Genomic DNA, 22194 nt, shown 5'->3' with positions numbered 1-22194 from the left:
TGATGCACGCGCCGATCCCCACCCGCCACCCGTACCTCGCACCCGAGGGACCGCGCGTCCTCGCGCACCGGGGCCTCGTGACGACGGATGCCGCAGCGCTCGGGGTGGTCGAGAACTCGTTCGCGGCGGTGGCCGCCGCCCATGCCGCCGACGTCGACTACGTCGAATCCGACTGCCACCTGACCGCCGACGGGACGGTGGTGCTCTTCCACGACGACGATCTGTCGCGCGTGACGGGCGACCCTCGCGCCATCGCCGACGTCCGCCTGCCCGAACTGGAAGAGCTCATGGCCGAGCGCGGCGGTCTGGTGACGCTCGCGCAGGCGCTCGACGCGTTCCCCGAGCTGCGCTTCAACCTCGACGTGAAGGCCGAGAGGGCGGCCGAAGCAGTCGGGCGCCTCGTCGCCCCGCACGCGGCGCGCGTTCTGGTGACGAGCTTCTCCGACGACAGACGCGTGGCGGCTCTGAAGGCCGCCCACGCCGCGGGCGCCGCGCTCCGCCCCGCCACCTCGCCCGGATCGTCGACCGTCGCGCAGATCGTCGCGGCCCAGCGACTGGGGCTCCGCACGCGCCTACGGCGGCTCCTCAGCGGGCTCGACGCCCTGCAGATCCCGGAGCGGCAGGGACCACTGCCGGTGCTGTCGCAGGGACTCCTCCGCGCCGCACACGCCGCGGGTGTCGAGGTGCACGTCTGGACCGTGAACGACCCGGCCCAGATGACGCGACTACTCGGTCGGGGCGTCGACGGGCTGGTCACCGACCGCGCCGACCTCGCGCTCGCCGTCGTGAACGGACGTTGAACGCAAGATGTCCTGAGCATCGTCTGTGAATCCCGCCACGGGGCCGCCGGTTCGAATAAAGCGCACAGGTGCGGCCGTTATACATGGGGACCGACGAGAGGACCACACAATGGCAGATCGCAGTCTTCGAGGCATCCGACTCGGCGCACAGAGCCTTCAGAGCGAAGACGGGGTCGTGTTCCACGACCGGGCCCAGCACACCTACGCCTGCAGTACCTGCGGCCGCGAGACGGTGCTGACCTTCGCCGCCGACGCCGAGGTTCCCCCGGCATGGGAGTGCCGTACGTGTGGCGCCGAGGCGCTGCTGCGCATCGGCGAGGGCACCGCCACCGTCGACCACAGCGACGACAAGGCACCCCGCACGCACTGGGACATGCTTCTAGAGCGTCGCACGATCCCCGAGCTCGAGGAGCTCCTGGAGGAGCGCCTGGCCTTCCTGCGCGCACGCCGTGGCGGCGGCGACCAGAAGATCAGCGCCTGACGCGGATCACGAATCAGACGCCGGTTCCCTCGGGAGCCGGCGTCTTCTTCGTGCGCCTGCGCAGCCCGAGCAGCACTCCCGCCGCCGCGAGGCCGGCGATACTCCCCCACCCGAGGATGATCTTCACGGCTGGGCCGATCACGACGGCGGGGGTGAGTCCCGTCCGCAGCGGGACATCGGTGAGCATGTGCCCCGCGACGTCCACCGGCAGCTCGTCCAGCGTCGCACCGTCGGGAGCGATCACCTGGCTCGTTCCCACCGTCGAGAGGTTGACCACGGCCCGGCCGGTCTCGATGGCGCGCATGCGCGCGAAGGCCAGCTGCTGCAGGTTCTCGTCGGTTCCGCGGAAATCGGCGTTGTTCGTCTGGAACATGAACACCTCCGCACCCTGCGCCGCGCCGTCCCACACGACGTCGTCGTAGATGACGTCGAAGCAGATGGCCACACCGATGCCCACGCCCTCGAGGTCGAACACCGGGCTGGCGGTGCCCGGGGTGTACTCGCGCCCGATGAGCCCGATCAGGTCGGGAGCCAACGGCTCCCAGAACGCGCGATCGGGGACGTATTCGCCGAACGGCACCGGATGCCGTTTGTCGTACGTCTGCTGCGGTCCACCCTCGGCCGTCCACAGCAATGCCGAGTTGTACAGCTGTGATCCGCGCTCCGTCACCGCCGCGACGAGGAGCGGGGCGTCGACCCGGCGGGAGAGCTGGTTCAAGGTCGCTGCCGTGGCAGGGTACGCGGTCGGGTCCGAATCCACGCCACCCTCGGGCCAGAGCAGCACATCCATCTCTTCCCCGAAGAGCGGTGCGGATGCCGCGAGCTGCGCGTTGAGCACCGCATTGGGGCCGCGGGGGTCGAAGTAGCCGGCGGGCCCGTTTCCCTGAACCGCGCCGACGCGGATCGTCCCGGCTTCACCGGTCGGGAACTGCGGCAGCACGAGCAGCGCCGCCAGCAGCGCCGCCGCGGGAACCGCCGGCAGCACTCGGCGGGCGCGCGTCCGGCGCACGTACTCGATCGCCATGGCGCAGAACAGCACCACGAGGAAACTGAGGCCGGACATCCCCACCCAGGACGCGACCTCGGCGAACGGCCCGGTGACCTGCGAGACGCCGATGCGCCCCCACGGAAAACCCCCGTAGGGCCACGATCCCACGATCTGCTCGCGCAGCGTCCACAGACCCGCCACCAGCGCGGGCAGCAGCACGAGACGGCCGAGGCGTCCCGGAACGATCCGCGGCATCCATCGATATGCCAGCGCGATCGGTACCGCGAACACCGCCGTGAGGAGCGCTTCGAGCGCGGAGAGCGCGATCCACGGAATCGGCCCCAGGTAGCGCGCGGTGAACAGCAGGTTCACCGAGAAGAACGCCGCCCCGAAGAGGAACCCGACGAGCGCCGCCGACCAGACTCGGCGGCCAGCCAGGGCGATCAGGGCCATGGCCACCGCGGGGAAGGCCATCGGCCACCACGCGACGGCGGGATAAGCGGTGACCAGGAGGAGACCGGCGGCCGTCGACAGCGGGGCCGCGATCGCCAGCGGGACGATCGGTCGCGGCGGGTCGTCAAGCACACGTCCAGCCTAGGCGGGCGAAGGCGTCCGGAACTGTGTGCCGGCCGCGGGACACCCCTCGCTACGCGGAGGTGTAGGCCACGATGCCGCGACGAACCGCGTCGAGGGCGGTCCGCGCGGTCTTGGCGAGCTTCGGCTCGGCCACGAGCGAGATCTGATCGAGCAGGTCGATGGTCTGCTTGGCCCAGCGGACGAAATCACCCGCGGCCATATCGGCGAGGGTCAGCACACTGTCGAGCGGCAGACCGCGCGCCCAGCCGTGCATCGCCGGAGCCAGCCCGGAAGCGGGCGTCTCCGAACCGGGAAGGCGGTGGTCGCGCTCCAGGTCGTCGAGCTCCTGCCACAGCGTCTGAGTGGCATCCAGGGCCGCACGGAATGCGCCGCGCGGGAGACCCCGCTCCCCTGGCCCCGCCTCGTCGCGCCGCGGCTCGTACACGAGACAGCACGCGAGAGCCGCAAGGGCGGGTGCGTCGAGGTCTTTCCAGAGCCCCTGGCGCAGCGATTCGGCCACCAGGAGGTCGCGCTCACCGTAGATGCGGCGCATCGTGCGTCCTGCCGGGGTCAGTGTTGTTGCACCGTCGGCGTCGATCTCGACGTACTCCAGTGCCGCGAGCACATCGACGACGCGATCGAAGACGCGCGCCACGGTGCCGGTGCGCTGGTCGATCTGCTGGCGGGTCTTGTCCGTGGACCGCTTGAGCTTCCAGTAGCGCTCGGCCCACCGGGCATGGGCTTCCCGGTCGGGACAGGAATGGCACGGATGCCGTTGCATCCGACGGCGAAGGGACTGGATCTGCTGCTGACGTTCGTCACGGAGGCGGCGCGGTGCGGTCGCGTCTCGGCGATTGATCTTCTCGAGATCGGACAGTTCACGCCGGATCGTGGAGTATTCGCGGAAGTCGCCGCGGTCGCACGTCATCGCGTTCTCGTAGCCCGCGAGCGACTCCTCCGCCTCCTTCACCTGGCGGGCCAGGCCTACGACCGAGCGATCGGCTTGGAACTGTGCGAACGAGGACTCCAGGATCTCGCGGGCGCGCGCACGACCGAACCGGTCGATCAGGTTCACGGCCATGTTGTAGGTCGGGCGGAAGCTGGAGTTCAACGGGTAGGTGCGTCGCGACGCCAGGGCGGCCACGGATTGCGGCTCGAGTCCTTCGGTCCACTGCACGACCGCGTGGCCCTCGACGTCGATCCCCCGTCGTCCCGCGCGGCCGGTGAGCTGGGTGTACTCCCCCGAGGTGATGGCGACGCGCGCTTCGCCGTTGAACTTCTCGAGCTTCTCGAGGACGACGGTACGGGCGGGCATGTTGATGCCGAGCGCGAGCGTCTCGGTCGCGAAGACGACCTTGACGAGTTTGCGTCGGAACAGCTCTTCGACGACCTCCTTGAAGGCGGGGAGCAGACCGGCATGGTGCGCCGCGATTCCGCGCTCGAGATTCTCCCGCCACTCCCAGAAGCGCAATACGGCGAGATCCTCGTCCTTGAGCGCGAAGGTCAGCTCGTCGACGACCCGCCGGATCTCGGCGCGTTCCTCAGGTGAGGTCAGGCGCACGTCGGAGCGACGGAGCTGCTGTACGGCGGCATCGCATCCGGCCCGGCTGAAGATGAAGAAGATCGCGGGGAGCAAGTGGTTCCTGCGGAGCAGGTCGACCACTTGCGGGCGATCGATGCGCTCGATGCGGGGAGCGTGCGCCGCACGGACGGGGCGCTGGCCTCCGCGGGGCTGTCGACGCCCACCGGCATGGCGGGCCGATCGGTACTCCTGTGCACGTCGGTTGCTCTCGAACGTCGACGCGTGCCCGCCGCGGATGCGCAGCAGCTCCTGGTTCACCTGGGCCGTGGCCACCCCCGCGCGATCGTCGAACAGCGGAAGGAGGTCGCCGCGCACGAGCACGTGCTGCTCGAGCGGCACGGGGCGTGTCTCCGACACGATCACCTCGGTGTCACCCCGAACGGTGTCCAGCCAGTCGCCGAACTCCTCGGCATTGGAGACGGTCGCCGAGAGCGACACCAGCCGCACCGAGCGCGGCAGGTGGATGATGACTTCCTCCCACACCGCGCCGCGAAAACGGTCGGCGAGGTAGTGCACCTCGTCCATCACGACGAACCGGAGCCCGCGCAACGCCGACGAGTCGGCGTAGAGCATGTTCCGCAGAACCTCAGTGGTCATCACGACGATGCGGGCGGAGGCATTGATGTTCGTGTCGCCGGTCAGCAGCCCGACCTCGTCGTCGCCGTACACCTCCTGCAACTCGTGAAACTTCTGGTTCGAGAGTGCCTTGATGGGTGTCGTGTAGAACGCCTTGTCGCCCGGCTCCAGCATCGCCAGGTGGATCGCGAACTCGCCCACGATCGTTTTTCCCGCTCCGGTGGGAGCAGCCACCAGCACACTGCGACCGTCCTCGAGCGCCTGGCATCCGGCGATCTGGAAATCGTCGAGCTCGAACCGTTGCGACTCGGCGAAGTCGGCGGTCCGGGGATGTTGCGCGCGGGCCGATGCCCGAGCGAAACGGTCGGCTGCGCTCAGTCCACTCACACAGTCGATCCTGGCAGTCCCGCCTTGAGAGCACGACGGGCCTTGCGCCGATCGAACAGCATGGATAGACCCGCCGCGGCGAAGAACAGGACGATCAGGATGCCGGCGAGCATGAGCATGCTCACCACGTCAGCGGCCGGGGTGGCCAAGGCCGCGAACACGGTCGCGATGAGCACCGCCACGCGCCAGCCCTTGATGATCGCTTTGCCCGACATGACCCCCGCGACGTTGAGCGCCACGAGGAAGACGGGCAACACGAAGGCGACCCCGATCACGATCATCAACTTGAAGACGAAGTCGTAGTACTCGGTCGCGTTGTAGAAGTTGACCGCACCGTCGGGGGTGAAGGTCCACATGAGCTCGATCACGTGCGGAACCACGAGCGTTCCCACCCAGCAACCGAGGAAGAACAGCGGGACCGCGGCGGCGACGAAGCTCACCGTGTACCGGATTTCTTTTCGCGTGAGCCCGGGCATGATGAACGCCCAGATCTGCCACAGCCAGATCGGCGCGGAGAGGAAGATGCCGATCGAGAAAGCGATCCGCATGCGCAGATCGAAGGCGGACGTGACGTTTGTGAAGTTCAGCGCGGAGAAATCGTCGCCGCGCTGTGCCGTGATGTACCGGATGGGGCCGGTGATCCAGTCGATGACCGGGTCGGTGATGATGAAGGCCACCACCATGCCGAGGACGAGGCCCGCCGCGGCCAGCATGAGTCGCTTACGCAGCTCGATGAGGTGCGCGCCGATCGACATGCGCTTGTCGCGCCGCGGCCCCTCGGGCACCTCGAGCCGCGGCGGTCCTGCCGTCACCACGTGCTAGACGGAGGTGTCGCCGGACTTGCGCGGTTCGGAGACGGCGGATGACGCAATGCCCGAATCGGTCGGACGCGAGGGGTTGCTCGAGGAATCGGAGACCTCGTCGTCGCGCTTCATCTCTTTCATCTCGCTCTTGAAGACGCGAGCGGACTGGCCCACGCTCTTGGCGAGGGCGGGAAGCTTCGCCGCACCGAACAGCAGAAGGATCACAGCGAGAAGGATCAGCAGGTGCCATCCGTTCAGATTGCCGAGCATGAGTTCTCCTCGTTTCGTTCGGACTGGATTTCAGTGTAACCCGGGGATCCTGCCCTCCGGCAGGAGCGGGGCCAGGTTCACCCGGCGGGCGATGCGCCTCCCGTGTACTGCGCAAGACCCGCCGCGGCCCAGGCCGCAGCAGCCCGGCGGGCACCGGACGGCTCGAGTAGTTCCACCTCGCCCCCGCGGCGCGCGGCCAGTCGCTTGAGACTCTGCTCGTCCGCCAGACGCAGGGACGCCACCGCGGTCTCGCCGTCTCCCTCGATGGTGGCGCGCTCGAGGTAGTCGGACAGGAGCGGCGCCACCGCGCGGGGGAAGCGGAAGCGCGCGACGACCTCGTCGTCGGCGGGAGCGAACAGCTCCGGGACCGGGTCGGCGCCGTGCTCCGCGACGATGTCGGTCACCTCGGCATCGCTGACCCGTTCGAGATGGAACGTACGGACAGCCCGACGGGTGTGACACCAGCCCTGCAGGTACCACTGCCCTCCCGCGATGTGGATCTTGATCGGATCGACCGTGCGCAGTGTCGGCCCCGCGCCCGGTGCCCGGTAGGTGAACGACACCGCCTTCCGCGCTCGCAGGGCCCGGTCCACCACGTCGCGGACGCCGTCCACGGGGCCCGGGGCCACGATCACCGGTGGAGGAGTCGACGACGCACCGCGGGCGAGCTTGGCCAGCAGACCCGAGACCAGAGCGCTGTCTCCTACTCCGGGGATCGTTCGAGTGAGCTGAAGGCCGGCCAGCAGCGCGGCGGCTTCTCGCGCGGTGAGGCGCGGAGAACGTTCGAGACCCACCGTGTTGGTGATGCTGATGACTTCGTCGCGATCGAGAAGGTCCCAGTCGATGTCGAACAGCTCGTTGGGAAGCTGCCAGTAGCCGCCCTCGCCGGGAAGCCCGATGACGGTCAGCCGCTCGACCATGGCGCGCATCTGATCCAGCGTGACCTCGAAGTCGGCGGCCGCCTCGGCGAGGGAGACCTCGCCCTTGCCGATGATGTAGGGCACGAGCTGCAGGAGCAGGGCCGCGCGATCCAGCGCGGGCAAGGCACGCTCCGCACTCATGAGACACCCCCGTGCAGCTCGAGCGTCGCCCGCAACCGGCGGATGACTTCGTCGCGCAGGTCGTCGGGCGCGACGACGCGCACCTCCGGACCGTACGAGGCCAGCTCGTCGGCGAAGACGTGCCGGTCGACGTAGGGAACGACGATCCCCTGCGGAGCCTCACGGGCCCGACGCGACAGCCGAAGCGCCGCCTCGGTGCCGGGATGCACCTCCAGAAGGGCCTGCTGTTTCGAAGCGACGGCCTCGAGGCCCTCGATCGCGCGTTCGCCCGCGCCGGCCCTCAGTGCCTCGTCGAAGCGTTCGCGCGTGAGCGTCACGTCGCCCACGATCCGTGAGAGGAGGAAGGTGCGATCGGCATCCATCGCCAGGTCGAAGCCGAAGACATGCCACCGCGCCTCGTACTCCACGAGCGCGAGCGGACGGATACGGCGCTCCCGAGCGCGGGCGTCCCCCGGACGCAGATACGAGAACGTCACGACCCGGCACTGCTCGATGGCCCGCTGGAGCGCGGGGAAGGCGGCATCCCGGGCGCGGATGCGCGGCGCGTACCCGATGATCGGTTCGTCGACCGCGATCCCGAGAGCGCGGATCTTGCGCAGTCCGCTGCGCGCATCGGCGGAGAGGGATTCGCTCCCCCAGACGCTCCCCGCGATGTTCAGCAACGCCACCTCGGCCGGGCTGAACGAGATGTCCTCGGGAAGGGCGTACTCCGCGGTGGGCACCCGATACCGTGCTTCTCGCAGGTCCTCGGGATCCGCGCGGTCCCCGATGGTCTCGATCGGGACGCCGAGACCGCGCAGGTTCTCCTTGTCGCGTTCGAACATCTTCTCGAGCGCGTCCTTCGAGGCCCCTGCCTCGAACTGCTCCCGGTAGCCCGCGACCGTCGAGAGGATGGTGTCCTTCGTCAGCCCCTGCTCGGTCGCCATGAGAGCGACGACGAGATTGACCAGACGCTCCTCGGGAGCGGGTCGTGAGGAGGTGGCGGACACCCGCCCATCCTAGGCGCGGTGCGGACTCAGTCGTCGACGCCGATGACGTCGAAGACGTAGACGAGAGCGGTATCGGCCGGGGCTCGGAAGGCCTGCTGGTCGGCCGAGGTCTGATCGGCGGGGACGACCACGAGCACCTGCGAACCGACCGTCTGGCCCTCCAGCGCCGAGACGAGCTCCCCGGGGAGCTCCGACGGTGCCACCGAGATCGGGGTCTTGCCCCACGTCGTGGCGAACGTTTCGCGGTCGTTCCACGCGACGCCCAGGACGTGCAGGCGCGCAGTCGCATCGGCGGTGAGTGCGGGGCCGTCGCCCTTCTTGAGCGTCTGTACCGACACCTCGGACGGCGCCTCGCCGTCGGGGATCGTTACGCCGGGCTGTCCGCCGGGAGCCCGCACCACGGTCGGCAGACCGAAGCCGGCGGTGAACTGGTCGGCGCCGTCGGCGGCCGGCAGGTACACGCGCTCGACGTCCGCGACCACGACGGCGGAGCCGCCCTCCGGGATCCCCAGGCCCTGCGCGGCCTGCTCTCCGACGCTGTCGTACGGCATCGCCACGACGACGCGCGACCCCTCGGTCGCGCAGAGCATCGTCGACGAGAAATCGGGGAACGTGGCATCCCACCCCGACAGCGGCTGAGCGTTGGCGACGTTGCCGTCGTAGCGCGAGCCGACGATGCGTTCGCCCGTGACACCGTTGTAGACGGTCAGATCCAGCAGCACGAGCTGGTCGGCCTGCGTGATGCGCTCGCCGTCGCCTGCGACGACGGTCTGCACGGAGCGGGAGTCCGGGAGGAACGGGGACCGCACCTGGACGTCGGGCTGCGTGCCCACCTCACCGGAGACGGTGACGGCTTCCGCCGCACGCGGGTCGGCGGTGGGCGCCGCGCACGCGGAGCCGGGGGCGCCGGCGGATGCCGAGCACCCGACGAGACCGAATCCGGCCAGGGCGGTCACGGCAACGAGGGCGGGAAGTCTGCGCACCGGATCAGTTTAGGCGTTCGTCTCGGGCGTCTCTGCCGCGGTTCCCGCGTCGCCTCGCCGGCGCACGCCGTCGGCGGCCTTCTGCGCTTCGCGCACGCGCTTGCGAAGGTTCTTGTCCGTGATCTCGCGGTCACCGACGGCACCGGGAGTCCACAGTTCCACGTCCTCGTCGCCGTAGCTGGACTTCGACGCGCGCCGCTTCACCTCGGGCGGGACGGCCCCGGGGGCCAGGCGGCGCGCCGTGAGCAGGAATCCGGTGTGCGCGACCATGCGGTGGTCCGGGCGGACGGCGAGTCCTTCGACGTGCCAGCCGCGCACCATGGTCTCGGAGGCATCCGGGTCGGTGAACAGCCCGGTGCCGCGGATGTACTCGGCCACGCGGCTGAGCTGTGTCGCCGTCGCGACGTAGCAGAGCACGACCCCGCCGGGCGTCAGCGCATCGGCCACGGCGTCGATGCACTCCCACGGCGCGAGCATGTCGAGGACGACACGGTCGACGGATGCCGGCGACACAGCGTCCGGGAGACTCTCGACGAGGTCTCCCACGACGACCTCCCACGTGGCGGGCGGGGCACCGAGGAAGGTCTCGACGTTGGCCCGCGCGACGTCGGCGAACTCTTCGCGACGCTCGAACGACACGAGGCGACCCGCGGGACCGATCGCGCGCAGCAGCCACAACGACAGCGCGCCCGAGCCGACGCCGGCTTCCACGACCGTGGCGCCGGGGAAGATGTCGGCCTGCGAGAGGATCTGCGCGGCATCCTTGGGGTAGACGATCGCGGCGCCGCGGGGCATGGACATGACGAAGTCCCGCAGCAGCGGGCGCAGGGCCAGATAGTCATGACCCGAGCTGTTGGTGACGACGCTGCCGTCGGGCTGGCCGACGAGCAACTCGTGCTTGAGCACACCGTTGTGGGTGTGCAGCTCGCCGTTCTCGCGGAGCGTGATGGTGTGCATGCGCCCCTTGGGTCCGGTCAGCTGCACACGGTCGCCGATTCGGAAGGGGCCGCTGAGATGCGGGGTCTCGCTCATCGGTTCTCCTGCGGGTTCGAAAGGTCGGTGAGGGTGGGGGCGTGCTCGGCATGGAGAGCGGCGAGGTCTGCGGCTCCGCGGCCCTCCAGCGTGGGCCACAACGCGTGCGCCCCGACACCGTCGAGCGAGACCATCAGGGGAACGCCGAGGGTCACGGCCCCGCTGGCGATCGCCGAGCGCAGCCCATTGGGCGAGTCCTCGATCGCGACGGCGGACGCGATGTCGACCCCGAGCGACTCCGCGGCCTGGAGGTACGGATCGGGATGCGGCTTCGGGCGTTCGACGTCGTCCCCGGCCACGACCACGTCGAACGCCGGGAAGTCGATGAGGTCGACGATCGACAGGGCCATCCGCCGCATCGACATCGTCACGAGGGCGGTACGGACACCGGCCCGCCGCAGATCGGCGAGCATCTCGCGGGCGCCCGGTCGGAAGGGAACGCCGTGGACGGCCAGCTGACGCAGCACCTCGTCGGTCAGGTGCGCGATGATCTCGTCGACGCCCCACGGGACGCCGGCGTTCTGCAGGAGTCGTGCCGAGTCCTCGAGCGCGAGTCCGACCATCCCGAGCGCCTGCGCGTGGGTCCACGTGCCGCCGAACCGCTCCACGAGGGGGGTCTCCGCCGCCATCCAGAACGGCTCGGTGTCGACCAGGGTGCCGTCCATGTCCCAGAGGACCGCGGCGGGAGCGGAAGAAGTCATCGTTCCATCGTATCGAGCGCGTCGGGCGCCCCGAGGCGCTCCCCCGGGCGCATGCGCCTATCCTGGGTATCCAGCCCCGCAGGGGCAGAGGAGGTTGCGTGGACGCACTGGGTCGCCGGATCATCGTCGCCGCTTTCGACGGCTGGAACGACGCCGGGGAGGCGGCCTCGGCCGCCGCGTCGATGGTGCGCACGGGCTCCGATTATGAAGTCGTGCACTCGGTCGACCCCGAGCTGTATTTCGACTATCAATACACGCGGCCGCAGATCGGCTCGGATGCCGAGGGCCGCCGCAGCCTGACGTGGCCGGAAGCGACGCTGCTGCGCCCCGCCCATCGCACGGACGACCCCGAGATCTGGCTGCTCGTCGGCGTCGAACCGGCGCGCGCGTGGCAGGCCTTCGCCGCCGAGTTCATCGACGTCGCGCTTCGGGAGGACGTGACGGGATTCGTCGCGCTCGGTTCGATGATGTCGGACGTCCCGCACACCCGACCGATCTCGGTCTTCGCCGGCAGCGACAACGACGCTGTGCGGCAGTCGCTCGGCCTCGAACGCAGCCTGTACGAGGGCCCGGTCGGCATCCTCAGCGCCCTCGGCGACGCCGCCGAGCGCGCCGGCATCCCCACCGCGAGCCTGTGGGCGAGCGTTCCCCACTACGTCGCGGGACACACGCCCTCCCCCAAGGCGACCCTCGCGCTGCTGGACCGCCTCGAGGCGGTCTCCGGCATCCCCGTGCCGCGCGGCGAGCTCGCCGCGGAAGCCCTCGCGTGGGAGGCGTCGATCGACGCGGCCGCGGCCGACGACGACGAGATGCGCGAGTACATCCATCAGCTCGAGCAGACCCGCGACACGTGGGACTCGCCCGAGGCATCCGGGGATGCCATCGCCCAGGAGTTCGAACGGTACCTGCGCCGAGGCGGCGACGGACCCACCAAGCCGGGGCGCGACGAGCCGCCCCGCCGCTGAGCCGTCCGCACGAGAAGACGCCGCCACTCGGGACGGCGTCTTCTTCGTCTGACTGAGTGTCTCAGTACGGCTGCAGCACACCCACCGCGAGCAGCACGATGAGCACCGCGCCGAGGACCACGCGGTAGATCACGAAGGGCAGGAAGCTGCCGCGCTTGAGGTAGCGCATCAGGTAGGCGATGACCGTGTAGCCCACCGCGAAGGCGACCACGGTCGCGATCGCCGTCTCGCCGAGGCTGTACGGCCCACCGGGCTCCTCGAAGCTCTGGTAGAGCTCGTAGAACCCGCTCGCGAACACCGCCGGCACCGCGAGGAGGAAGGCGTACTCCGCGGCCGCCGTCCGCGAGTACCCCAGCGCCAGGCCCATCGTGGTCGTCGCCCCGGAACGGGAAACGCCGGGGATGAGCGCCAGAGCCTGTGCGGCGCCATAGGCGAATCCGTGCGGGTACGTGAGATCCGTGAGTTCGCGGGTCCGTCGTCCATAGCGGTCGGCGATGCCGAGGATGATGCCGAAGACGATCAGGACGATGGCGACGAGCCACAGGTTCCGGAAGGTGTCGCGGATGACGCTCTGGAAGAGGAAGCCGAGCACGCCGATCGGAATGGTTCCGATGATGATGAGCCATCCCATGCGGGCGTCGGGATCGTTACGCGGGACCTTTCCGCTCAGCGACTGCGCCCACCGCGTGATGATCCGCACGATCGTGCGCCAGAAGAACAGCAGAACCGCCAGTTCCGTACCGATCTGGGTGATGGCGGTGAAGGTCGCGCCCGGGTCGGTGGCCGACGGCAGGATCTCCCCGACGATGCGCAGGTGGGCGCTGGAGGAGATCGGGAGGAACTCGGTCAGGCCCTGGACGAGCCCGAGGATGATGACCTCGAAGATGTGCATGGGTTCCTTCAGTACGTCCGGATGAGGTCGGCGAGGACTCGACGACCGAACTCGAGCGCGTCGACGGGGACGCGCTCATCCACACCGTGGAACATCCCGGTGAAGTCGAGGTCGGACGGGAGTCGCAACGGCGCGAACCCGTAACCGGAGATTCCGAGGGAGGAGAGTGCCTTGTTGTCGGTACCGCCGCCCATGAGGTACGGGATCACCGGCACGCCCGGGTCGTGGCGACCGAGCTCCCCCACCATGGCATCCACCAGGTCTCCCGAGAAGGGCACCTCGAGGCCGATGTCCTGATGCACGATCTCGATCTCGATCGCGGGGCCGACGATGCGTCGGATGTCGGCGAGAGCCGCCTCTTCGGTGCCGGGAAGAACGCGCACGTCGATGAGCGCCTCCGCCCGGTCGGGGATGACGTTGTGCTTGTAGCCGGCGGTGAGCCCGGTGGGGTTGGTCGTGGTGCGCAGCGTCGAGCGCAGGAACCCGGATGCCGCTCCCGCGCGCTGCGCGAGGAGGTCGGGGTCTCCGGCGTCGTCGCCGGTCAGGTCGGCGAGGCCCGCGAGGAGTTGAGTCGTCGTGTCGGTCAGACGAATGGGCCAGTGCGTCCGGCCCAGTGCCGCCACGGCCTCGGCGAGGGCGGTCACGGCGTTGTCCGGGTGCAGCGCACTGCCGTGCCCGGCACGACCGCGCGCGACGAGCTTGATCCACAGCAGGGCCTTCTCCCCCACCTGCAACAGGTAGGCACGGCGGTCGCCGACGGAGATCGAGTACCCGCCCACCTCGCTGATCGCCTCGGTCGCTCCCGCGAACCATTCGGGACGATCCCGGACGACGAGCGCCGAGCCTTCGACGCCGCCGTTCTCCTCGTCGGCGAAGAACGTCACCACGATGTCGCGCTCGGGCTGCTCCCCCGCGCGCAGCACGTCGGCGACGGCGGTGAGGATCATGGCATCCATGTCCTTCATGTCCACCGCGCCGCGGCCCCACAGGATGCCGTCGCGGATCTCGCCCGCGAACGGGTCGACGCTCCAGTCCTCGGCGACGGCCGGCACCACGTCGAGGTGACCGTGGAGCACCAGGGCCGGCTTGTCCCGGTTGCGCCCCGGAACCCGCGCGCACACGTTGGTCCGACGGTCGACCGGCTCGTAGTAGTCGGTGTGGAGGCCCAGTGATTCGAGGTAGGCGCCGACGTACTCGGCCGCCTCGCGCTCGCCGCGCGACCGGCCGCCACCGAAGTTCGTGGTGTCGAAACGGATCAGGTCGGCGGCTACGCGGGCGACCTCGGGCGGGTCGGCGTCGTGCTCGGACATGCGCACTACGGTACCCGGAGCGGACACGGTGACCCGTCCACGGCGCTCGGCGGACGCGCCCGGGGTGCGACCTCGGTTTAGGGGCGGGACGCGGACATGGTAATGTCGTTCTTCGTTGCGAAAGCGACGAACACCCAGATGCGCGGGTGGCGGAATAGGTAGACGCGCTAGCTTGAGGTGCTAGTGCCCGTATAGGGCGTGGGGGTTCAAGTCCCCCCTCGCGCACAGAACGACGAAGGCCCCGGATTTCTCCGGGGCCTTCGTCGTTTCCCGCGCAGGCACACGACCGTGCACCTGTGACACCGGCGAAACGCCCGTGTGACATCCCCCGCCTAGCGTCGAGGCATCACGGAAGGTCGGATGCCTCATGTATCGGTTTCACGTTCCCACCATCGACATCTCCCCCTGGGTCGGGCGGGGGTCGGAGGATGCGCGCGCCGCGGTCACGGCCGCGGTCGACCACGCGTGCCGCACGGTCGGGTTCATGCAGATCGTCGGTCACGGCATCCCGGATGCCGTCCTCAGGGATCTCGAGCAGGGCCTCGACGCGTTCTTCGGACTGCCGCTGGAGGACAAGAAGAGATACGTCCGCCCCGCGGTCGAGAACCGCGGGTACACGCCTCCCAAGAGCGAATCGCTGAGCTACAGCCTGGGGATCGACCCGGTGACGCGCATGAACGACTTCTTCGAGGCGTTCAACGTCGGCACCTCGTGGCGGGAGTACCCGGGCACGGCGGCCACCGCAGCCGACTACGCCGAGAACACGTGGCCCGAGGCGGTCCCCGCCTTCCAGACCGCGGTGGAGACCTACTTCGACGAGGCCCGCCGCGTGGCACAGACTCTGACGCACGTGTTCGCCGCGGCGCTGCGTGTTCCCGAGGACTTCTTCCACGGTCTCACCGACCATTCGATCGACGTGCTGCGGATGAACAACTACGCGCTGCCGCCGGGTTCCATCGAACTCGGTGCCGAGCTGACCGGCATGGGCGAGCACACCGACTTCGGTCTGGTGACGGTCCTGTGGGCGGACCGCGTCGCGGGGCTGCAGGTGCTGGGGCTCGACGGCTCGTGGAACGACGTGATGCCGGCCGAGGGTGCGCTGCTGGTGAACATCGGAGACGTGGCCGCCCGCCTGACCAATGACAAGTGGCTGTCGACGCTGCACCGCGTCAAGCCGCCCGTGATCGACGGCACGATCGAGCGGCGCCGGTCGGCGGCCTTCTTCCATGACGGCAACGCGGACGCGGTCGTGGGGGTTCTCCCCCACTTCGCTTCGCCCGAGGCCCCGCCGCTGTACGAGCCCGTCACGGTCGCACAGCACATCGCCGCGAAGCTCGCCGGCTCCCGCGCGGGTCGCAAGAACGTCTCGGCCGTGCGCGAGGCCGCACGGGTGACGGCGAGCCGCGGCTGAGCGGCTCGGCCCGCGGGTCAGCGCCCTGCCGCGGCCGACCGCGCCGCGCGGATCAGCGCCCTGCGCGGCTCCGCGACGGGGCGTGAGCCGCTTCGCATCCTGCATAAACGCGATTCACGCGCAGAAACACGATGTCCACGCGTTTATGAGCGGAAATCGCGTTTATGCGTGACAATGGGACGATACGGTGCGCGGGGGGATGCCGGGGGCTCAGGCCGCGGACACGCCGAACAGCAGCCCGAGAACGTACGTCACGGCGGCGGCACCGAAACCGATCGCGAGCTGGCGCAGACCCCGCTTGAGCGGCGAGGCCCCGGAAAGCAAGCCGACCATCGCGCCGGTGGACAGCAGGGCGACACCGACGAGTGCGAGCGCCACGACGACCGCGACGATGCCCGACAGCCCGAAGATCCAGGGCAGCACCGGGATGACCGCGCCCGAGGCGAAGAACAGGAAGCTCGACACCGCCGCACCCCACGCGCTGCCCACGACCTCGTGCGAGGACTCTCCGGGCGCCGCCCCGGCCGGTGCCGTGGCGTGGCCGTTCTGCGCCGCCGAGACGACCTCGCGGGCCTTCGCGAACGCCTCGTCGGCGTCCATGCCGCGCGTGCGATAGACCAGCGCGAGTTCGTTGGCATCCAGATCCAGATGCGGGAGGGCGTCGTCGGCGTAGTCGCTCTCCTCGGTGGCCTGGAGGAGCTCGCGCTGCGAGCGCACCGACACGAACTCGCCGGCGCCCATCGACAACGCTCCCGCGAGCAGGCCCGCGATGCCGCTGAACAGCACGAAGCTCGGGGCGACGCCGGTGGCACCGACGCCCATCACCAGCGCGAGGTTCGACACCAGCCCGTCGTTCGCGCCGAAGACCGCCGCACGGAACGTGCCCGACAACCGCCGACGCCCCCGTGCGGCCAGACCCCGGACGACCTCGTGGTGCACCTGCTCGTCGGCCGCCATCTGCGCGGTGGCGTAGGGCTCATCGGCGTAGGGCGAGCGAGCCTCGGCGTTCTGCGCGAGGGCGAGGACGAAGATCGAGCCGAAGCGGCGCGCCATCCACGCCAGCATCGTGGTGCCGATACCGGGCCGAGGCAAGCGCTGCGGCGCATCGCCGAGCAGGTCGAGCCAGTGCTGCTCGTGGCGCCCCTCGGCCTCGGCGAGCGCGAGCAGGATCGCCCGCTCCTCTCCGGTGCGGCGGCTGGCGAGGTCGCGGTAGACGCGCGCCTCCGCACGTTCGTCGACGAGGTAACGCGCCCAGCGGCGGCGGTCGCGGGCGGTGGGTGTGGCAGCGGTCGTCACGGGTCTCCTTCGGGTCGCCCCCACGTTAGGCGGCGACATCCGCTCCCCCGGGCGCGTCGGTCGATACTGACAGCATTTCGGGGCTCCGAAGCCCGTGATCACGCGGATGCCGCGACGGCGGTGCCAGCATTTCGGAGCCTCGAAAGCGGCCCCCGGCTCAGGACCGCACGCGCTTGCGCAGCACTTCGATGCGCGCCTGCAGCTGCGCGACGGTGGCGTGCGAGACCGCGGGCCCGCCGCAGATGCGACGCAGCTCTGCGTGCACGAGACCGTGCGCTTCGCCGCTCTGTCGCGCGTACAGTCCGACGAGGCTATTGAGCAGCTGTCGTTGCTCCTTCAGGGTGCGGTGCAGGGGCGCGGGCAAGCCGCCCTCGTCGACGCTGGGGGGCTCCTGGCCGCTGGCCTTCTCCTTCGCCTCGCGCGAGGAGCGGTGGCGGGACTGGCGCGACGCCCGCGTCATGAGGACTTCGTGCACCTGCTCGGGTTCGAGCAGGCCGGGGATGCCGAGGAACTCCTCCTCCTCGACCGTTCCGGGCACCGCGAGCTGACCGAACTCCTGCCCGTCGAACAGCACGCGGTCGAAGTGCGCGAGCGATCCGAGAGCCTGGTACTCGAACTCCTGCTCGAGCGCGTCGGATGCCTTGTCCTCGCGCTCGGCGGCATCCATCATGTCTTCTTCGGCGTTCCACTGGTCTTCCGCGTCGCTGTCGCGGTCGAGCGCGTGGTCGCGCTGAGCCTCCATCTCGCCGGCGAGGGCGAGGAGCGGCGGGACGTTCGGGAGGAACACACTCGCGGTCTCACCGCGGCGGCGAGCGCGGACGAAGCGTCCGATCGCCTGAGCGAAGAACAGCGGCGTCGAGGCGCTCGTGGCATACACGCCGACGGCGAGCCGGGGCACGTCGACGCCCTCCGACACCATCCGGACGGCGACCATCCACCGGCTCGTACCCTTCGAGAACGTCTCGATCCGGCCCGAGGCCTCGGCCTCGTCGGAGAGGACGACGGTGACCTTCTCACCGCTGATGTCTTCGAGGATCGTGGCGTAGGCGCGCGCGGCGGTCTGATCGGTCGCGATGACGAGGCCCCCGGCATCCGGGACCGTCTCGCGCACCTCGGTCAGGCGTCGGTCGGCGGAGCGGAGGACCGCGGGGATCCAGTCGCCGTTCGGGTCGAGCGCGGTGCGCCAGGCCTGCGACGTGATGTCTTTGGTGTTGTCCTGCCCGAGCTGGGCCTCCATCTCTTCGCCCGCCTTGGTGCGCCAGCGCATCTGGCCGGCGTAGACGAGGAAGAACACGGGCCGTACGACGCCGTCGTCGAGCGCGCGGCGATAGCCGTACGCGTAATCGGTGCGCGAGAGGCGGATGCCTTTGTCGTTCGGGTGGTACTCCACGAACGGGATGGGGGCGGTGTCGCTGCGGAACGGCGTGCCCGACAGCAGCAGACGACGGGTGGCGCGCCCGTACGCCTCGCGCAGCGCGTCCCCCCAGCTGAGGGCGTCGCCTCCGTGGTGCACCTCGTCGAGGATCACCAGGGTCCTGGCATCCATCGTCAGCCGCTGGTGCACCTCGGCTTTGACGGCCACCTGCGCGTAGGTGACCGCGACGCCGTGGTACTGCCGCGAGGGGGTGGCGTGCCGGTTGGAGAAGTACGGATCGAGGCGGATGCCGACCCGCGCCCCCGCCTCGGCCCACTGGGTCTTGAGGTGCTCGGTGGGGGCCACCACGACGATGCGGTCCACGACACGGCGGCGCATGAGCTCCGACGCCAGGCGGAGCGCGAAGGTCGTCTTTCCGGCGCCGGGCGTGGCGGCGGCGAGGAAGTCGCGCGGGCCCTTGCCGACGCCGTCGGGGCCGTCGGAGCCGAAGTACTGGTCGAGCGCCTCGGCCTGCCATGCACGCAGGCGCTGCGCGGTTCCCCACGGCGCGCGCTGCGGGAACGAGGGCGAGAGGTGCTCGGCGGCGAAGCTTCCGAAGTGGTGATCCTCGGCGCCGTCGGCGCTGTGCGGACCCGGGGCGGGGGCGGCGGCGAGAGGGGCGGTGGTGTGCGGGAGGGCCGGGGTACGGGCTTCTTCTTCCAGCATCGAACCTCCATCCCTCGCGAGCGCGAACATCCACGATAGGCGGTTCCGCCGTCGCGCGGCTTCGCCCCGTGGATCGTTCCGTCGTCCCACCGGCCATAAACGCGATTCACGCGCGAAAACGCGAGGGGACCGTGTTTGTGCGCGCGGATCGCGTTTATGCGTGAGGACAGGACGCGGACCTTGCCCCGTCGGGGGGCGGCGTTAGCCTGGGGGCGGAGGTTTCGATGACACTCGATCCACACTCGCCCGACACCCCGTCCGAATCCGACAACCCCGGCCCCCACCCCTGGCGCCGATTCGTCGCCCTCGGCGACTCGTTCACCGAGGGCATCGGAGACCCGCTGCCCGACGGCGGCCACCGCGGGTGGGCCGACCGCGTGGCCGAGGTGCTCGCCTCGCAGGTCGACGACTTCGCGTACGCCAACCTCGCGGTCCGCGGCAAGCTCATCGGTCAGATCGTCGCCGATCAGCTCGAGCCCGCCCTCGCCCTCAAGCCCGACCTAATCACGTTCTCGGCCGGCGGCAACGACGTCATCCGACCGGGCACCGACCCCGATGCGGTGTCGCAGCAGTTCGAGGATGCCGTGGTGCGCCTGCGCAGCGGCGGCGCCACGGTCGTAGTGTTCACGGGCATCGACACCGAGTTCACGCCCGTGTTCCGCGGTATCCGGGGCAAGGTCGCCATCTACAACGAGAACATCCGCTCGATCGCCGACCGGTACGACTGCATCGTCGCGAACCAGTGGGGCTTGAAAGAGGTGCAGGACATGCGCTTCTTCGACGACGACCGCCTGCACTACAACTCCCTCGGTCATCACGAGGTCGCGCGCATGGTGCTCCGCGCGCTCAACGTGCCCAATGACCTGCAGCCCATGCAGCCCGAGGCGCTGCCCGCGACCACGTGGCGCGCCGCACGAGAGAAAGACCTCGTGTGGGCGCGGTCGTATCTGGTGCCGTGGGTGCTGCGCCGCCTCCGCCACCAGTCCTCGGGCGACCACATCCTGCCCAAGCGTCCCGAGCCGCTGCCGGTGATCACCCTCGCCCCGGGGCAGGATGCCGCGGCCTCGCGCCACACCGACGTCTGAGCTCAGCGCAGCCCGCGCCGGAGCTCCCACAGCGCGACGGCGCTCGCAGCGGCGACGTTGAGGGAGTCCACTCCCCCGGCCATCGGGATCGTCACGACCGTGTCGGCGGCCTGCAGCGCGCCGCGACTCAGGCCGTCGCCCTCGGCTCCGAGCAGGAGCGCGACCCTCTCGTGCCCCGCGGCGGCGAAGTCGTCGAGCGCGACGGCATCGTCGGCGAGCGCCAGGGCCGCCAGATGCAGGCCCGCTCCCTGCAGCAACGGCTTCGCGTCGGGCCACTCCGGCAGCCGCGTCCACGGCACCTGGAACACCGTGCCCATGCTCACCCGGACGCTCCGGCGGTAGAGCGGGTCGGCGCAGCGCGGCGTCACGAGGACGGCATCGGCACCGAGCGCGGCGGCGGAGCGGAACGCCGCCCCGACGTTGGTGTGGTCGACGATGTCCTCGAGCACGACCACGAGCCGGGCTCCCGCGACGACGTCGGCGACGGAGTCCAGGACGGGCCGGTGCATGGATGCCAGCAGCCCCCGGTGCACCGTGTACCCGGTGACCCGCTCGGCGACCTCCGCCGGAACGACGTACACCTCGGCATCCGGTCCGACGAGGGCGAGGGCGTCGTCGAGGAATTTCTCCTGCACGAGCACGGATCGCGGGCGGTGTCCTGCCCGAAGGGCCCGGTCGAGCACCTTGGACGATTCGGCGATGTAGAGGCCGCCCGCGGGCTCGGCGACGCGCCGCAGCGACACGTCGGTGAGGTCGCGGTAGTCGGCCAGGCGCGGGTCGTCGGCGGAGTCGATCGGCGTGACGGGCATCGTCCCACTCTGCCAGGCCGAGGCGCCCCACCCCCGCTCGTTCGATGTCCAGGACACGCGGACGCGGCGCGAGGGTGTCCGCGTGTTGTGGACACTGAACGGTCGGAGCAGCCGTCGCCGCACGACCACCGCTCGCCGTCGCGGCGTCCCGGGCTCCCGGGCTCCCGAGCTCCCGAGCTCCCGAGCTCCCGGACCATCGTGTCCGCGGGCGGTCCTAGACTCGATTCGATGGAGGTGGGCATGACCGACACGACGAAGGATGCCGAGATCGTGGCATCCATCGATCGGGCTGTCGAGGTGCTCGCCGGACGCCGTGTCGCCGTGCTCACCGGAGCGGGGGTGTCCACCGATTCGGGGATTCCCGACTACCGCGGCAAGGGCGCACCGACGCGCACGCCGATGACGGCGCAGCAGTTCCTCGCGAGCGCCGACGCACGCCGCCGGTACTGGGTGGGGAGCCACCTGGGGTGGAAGGTCTTCGCGGCGGCCGAACCGAACGACGGGCATCGGGCCCTCGCGGCGCTCGAGAACACGGGCGTCTCCAACGGGGTCATCACGCAGAACGTCGACGGTCTCCACGTCCGGGCGGGCAGCCACCGCGTCGTCGAGCTGCACGGGACCATGCGTCGGGTCGGATGCCTGCACTGCGGCCAGGTGTTCGACCGACGCGATCTCGCGGCGCGCGTCGAGGCCGACAATCCCTGGATCACCCTGCCCGAGAACGTCGAGCTCGGGCCCGACGGCGATGTCACCCCCGCGTCGGCCGAGGGCTTCGTCGTCCCGGTGTGCACCGTGTGCGGCGGAACGCTCAAGCCCGACGTGGTGTTCTTCGGCGAGTACATCCCGGCCGAGAAGTTCCGCGAGGCCGAGCAGCTGGTGCACACGAGCGACGCGCTGGTCGTGGCCGGGTCGTCGCTCGTGGTGAACTCGGGCATCCGTCTCGTGGAACGTGCACGGCGCCGACGCCTCCCCGTCGTCATCGTGAACAGGGGTGTGACACGCGCCGACCAGCGCGCCGCGGTCAAGATCGACGCTGGCACGAGCGACGTGCTCGCGGCCTTCGCTGAGCGCCTGCCCGGATTGCTCTGAGCGTGCACGGCGTCGCCGGCACCCCGCC

At 70.1% G+C, this 22194-nt stretch carries 20 protein-coding genes and 1 tRNA gene; 7 read left to right on the top strand and 14 right to left on the bottom strand.

Annotation, left to right across the window (positions count from 1 at the left end):
• Window positions 1-2: 2 nt before the first annotated feature.
• Both P5G46_RS00485 and P5G46_RS00480 read left to right on the top strand, forming a co-directional pair.
• The gene (locus tag P5G46_RS00485) at window positions 3-800 is read left to right on the top strand and encodes a glycerophosphodiester phosphodiesterase family protein (RefSeq protein WP_239276147.1); all 798 of its coding nucleotides are present in this window, start codon (window positions 3-5) and stop codon (window positions 798-800) included.
• 109 nt (window positions 801-909) lie between these two features.
• Entirely contained in the window at window positions 910-1281 is a 372-nt protein-coding gene (locus P5G46_RS00480) for an RNA polymerase-binding protein RbpA (protein WP_239276148.1), read from the top strand.
• A 13-nt stretch (window positions 1282-1294) separates the two neighbouring features.
• On the opposite strand, the gene lnt is transcribed toward P5G46_RS00480, so the two are convergent.
• The 9 genes from lnt to P5G46_RS00435 form a co-directional block, all read right to left on the bottom strand.
• Window positions 1295-2854, bottom strand: coding sequence for an apolipoprotein N-acyltransferase (gene lnt, locus P5G46_RS00475; RefSeq protein WP_239276149.1), 1560 nt, complete (start codon window positions 2852-2854; stop codon window positions 1295-1297).
• 61 nt (window positions 2855-2915) lie between these two features.
• Window positions 2916-5390, bottom strand: coding sequence for a DEAD/DEAH box helicase (locus P5G46_RS00470; protein ID WP_239276150.1), 2475 nt, complete (start codon window positions 5388-5390; stop codon window positions 2916-2918).
• The gene (gene tatC / locus P5G46_RS00465; RefSeq protein ID WP_239276164.1) at window positions 5387-6145 is read right to left on the bottom strand and encodes a twin-arginine translocase subunit TatC; all 759 of its coding nucleotides are present in this window, start codon (window positions 6143-6145) and stop codon (window positions 5387-5389) included. Before tatC ends, P5G46_RS00470 begins: the two co-directional genes overlap by 4 nt.
• Window positions 6146-6208: 63 nt before the next feature.
• Window positions 6209-6463 (bottom strand): Sec-independent protein translocase subunit TatA, encoded by a 255-nt coding sequence (gene tatA / locus P5G46_RS00460; RefSeq protein WP_239276151.1) that lies wholly within the window; start codon window positions 6461-6463, stop codon window positions 6209-6211.
• A gap of 77 nt (window positions 6464-6540) precedes the next feature.
• Complete coding sequence (locus P5G46_RS00455) at window positions 6541-7524, bottom strand: helix-turn-helix transcriptional regulator (protein WP_239276152.1); 984 nt, start codon at window positions 7522-7524, stop codon at window positions 6541-6543.
• On the bottom strand, window positions 7521-8513 hold the full coding sequence (locus tag P5G46_RS00450) for a helix-turn-helix transcriptional regulator (RefSeq protein WP_239276153.1): 993 nt from the start codon (window positions 8511-8513) through the stop codon (window positions 7521-7523). Before P5G46_RS00450 ends, P5G46_RS00455 begins: the two co-directional genes overlap by 4 nt.
• Before the next feature lie 26 nt (window positions 8514-8539).
• Window positions 8540-9496, bottom strand: coding sequence for an FKBP-type peptidyl-prolyl cis-trans isomerase (locus P5G46_RS00445; protein WP_239276154.1), 957 nt, complete (start codon window positions 9494-9496; stop codon window positions 8540-8542).
• A 9-nt stretch (window positions 9497-9505) separates the two neighbouring features.
• Entirely contained in the window at window positions 9506-10528 is a 1023-nt protein-coding gene (locus P5G46_RS00440) for a tRNA (adenine-N1)-methyltransferase (protein WP_239276155.1), read from the bottom strand.
• Window positions 10525-11229 carry an HAD family hydrolase gene (locus tag P5G46_RS00435; RefSeq protein ID WP_408904714.1) on the bottom strand — a complete coding sequence of 235 codons (705 nt, stop codon included), beginning with the start codon at window positions 11227-11229 and terminating at the stop codon, window positions 10525-10527. The genes P5G46_RS00440 and P5G46_RS00435 overlap by 4 nt, the downstream gene beginning before the upstream one ends.
• Before the next feature lie 98 nt (window positions 11230-11327).
• Here P5G46_RS00435 and P5G46_RS00430 point away from each other — a divergent pair, with 98 nt between their 5' ends.
• The gene (locus P5G46_RS00430) at window positions 11328-12194 is read left to right on the top strand and encodes a PAC2 family protein (protein WP_239276157.1); all 867 of its coding nucleotides are present in this window, start codon (window positions 11328-11330) and stop codon (window positions 12192-12194) included.
• 61 nt (window positions 12195-12255) lie between these two features.
• Here P5G46_RS00430 and P5G46_RS00425 read toward each other — a convergent pair whose 3' ends face one another.
• Together P5G46_RS00425 and P5G46_RS00420 are read right to left on the bottom strand one after the other, a co-directional pair.
• On the bottom strand, window positions 12256-13086 hold the full coding sequence (locus P5G46_RS00425; RefSeq protein WP_239276158.1) for an undecaprenyl-diphosphate phosphatase: 831 nt from the start codon (window positions 13084-13086) through the stop codon (window positions 12256-12258).
• Window positions 13087-13094: 8 nt separating this feature from the next.
• Window positions 13095-14396 carry a M20/M25/M40 family metallo-hydrolase gene (locus P5G46_RS00420; RefSeq protein ID WP_408904713.1) on the bottom strand — a complete coding sequence of 434 codons (1302 nt, stop codon included), beginning with the start codon at window positions 14394-14396 and terminating at the stop codon, window positions 13095-13097.
• A gap of 140 nt (window positions 14397-14536) precedes the next feature.
• On the opposite strand from P5G46_RS00420, the gene P5G46_RS00415 reads away from it, so the two are divergent.
• Window positions 14537-14621: transfer RNA gene (locus tag P5G46_RS00415), tRNA-Leu, on the top strand.
• Between the two features lie 142 nt (window positions 14622-14763).
• On the top strand, window positions 14764-15807 hold the full coding sequence (locus P5G46_RS00410; protein WP_408904712.1) for an isopenicillin N synthase family dioxygenase: 1044 nt from the start codon (window positions 14764-14766) through the stop codon (window positions 15805-15807).
• A 210-nt stretch (window positions 15808-16017) separates the two neighbouring features.
• Here P5G46_RS00410 and P5G46_RS00405 read toward each other — a convergent pair whose 3' ends face one another.
• A complete protein-coding gene (locus tag P5G46_RS00405; RefSeq protein ID WP_375095654.1) occupies window positions 16018-17142 on the bottom strand; it encodes a VIT1/CCC1 transporter family protein in 1125 nt (374 codons plus the stop codon).
• A gap of 118 nt (window positions 17143-17260) precedes the next feature.
• Window positions 17261-19183: a DEAD/DEAH box helicase gene (locus P5G46_RS00400; RefSeq protein WP_239277278.1), complete on the bottom strand. Its 1923-nt coding sequence runs from the start codon at window positions 19181-19183 to the stop codon at window positions 17261-17263.
• Window positions 19184-19407: 224 nt separating this feature from the next.
• Here P5G46_RS00400 and P5G46_RS00395 point away from each other — a divergent pair, with 224 nt between their 5' ends.
• A complete protein-coding gene (locus P5G46_RS00395) occupies window positions 19408-20268 on the top strand; it encodes an SGNH/GDSL hydrolase family protein (protein ID WP_239277279.1) in 861 nt (286 codons plus the stop codon).
• A 2-nt stretch (window positions 20269-20270) separates the two neighbouring features.
• Here the strand turns inward: P5G46_RS00395 and P5G46_RS00390 are convergent, their stop codons facing one another.
• Window positions 20271-21077 carry a TrmH family RNA methyltransferase gene (locus P5G46_RS00390; protein WP_239277280.1) on the bottom strand — a complete coding sequence of 269 codons (807 nt, stop codon included), beginning with the start codon at window positions 21075-21077 and terminating at the stop codon, window positions 20271-20273.
• A gap of 240 nt (window positions 21078-21317) precedes the next feature.
• Between P5G46_RS00390 and P5G46_RS00385 the strand changes: the two genes are divergently transcribed.
• The gene (locus P5G46_RS00385) at window positions 21318-22166 is read left to right on the top strand and encodes a Sir2 family NAD-dependent protein deacetylase (RefSeq protein ID WP_408904711.1); all 849 of its coding nucleotides are present in this window, start codon (window positions 21318-21320) and stop codon (window positions 22164-22166) included.
• Window positions 22167-22194 lie beyond the last annotated feature (28 nt).

This window comes from Microbacterium mcarthurae (assembly GCF_046064585.1).
GTDB lineage: Bacteria > Actinomycetota > Actinomycetes > Actinomycetales > Microbacteriaceae > Microbacterium > Microbacterium mcarthurae.
This window is presented reverse-complemented; position numbering and strand designations above follow the sequence as displayed.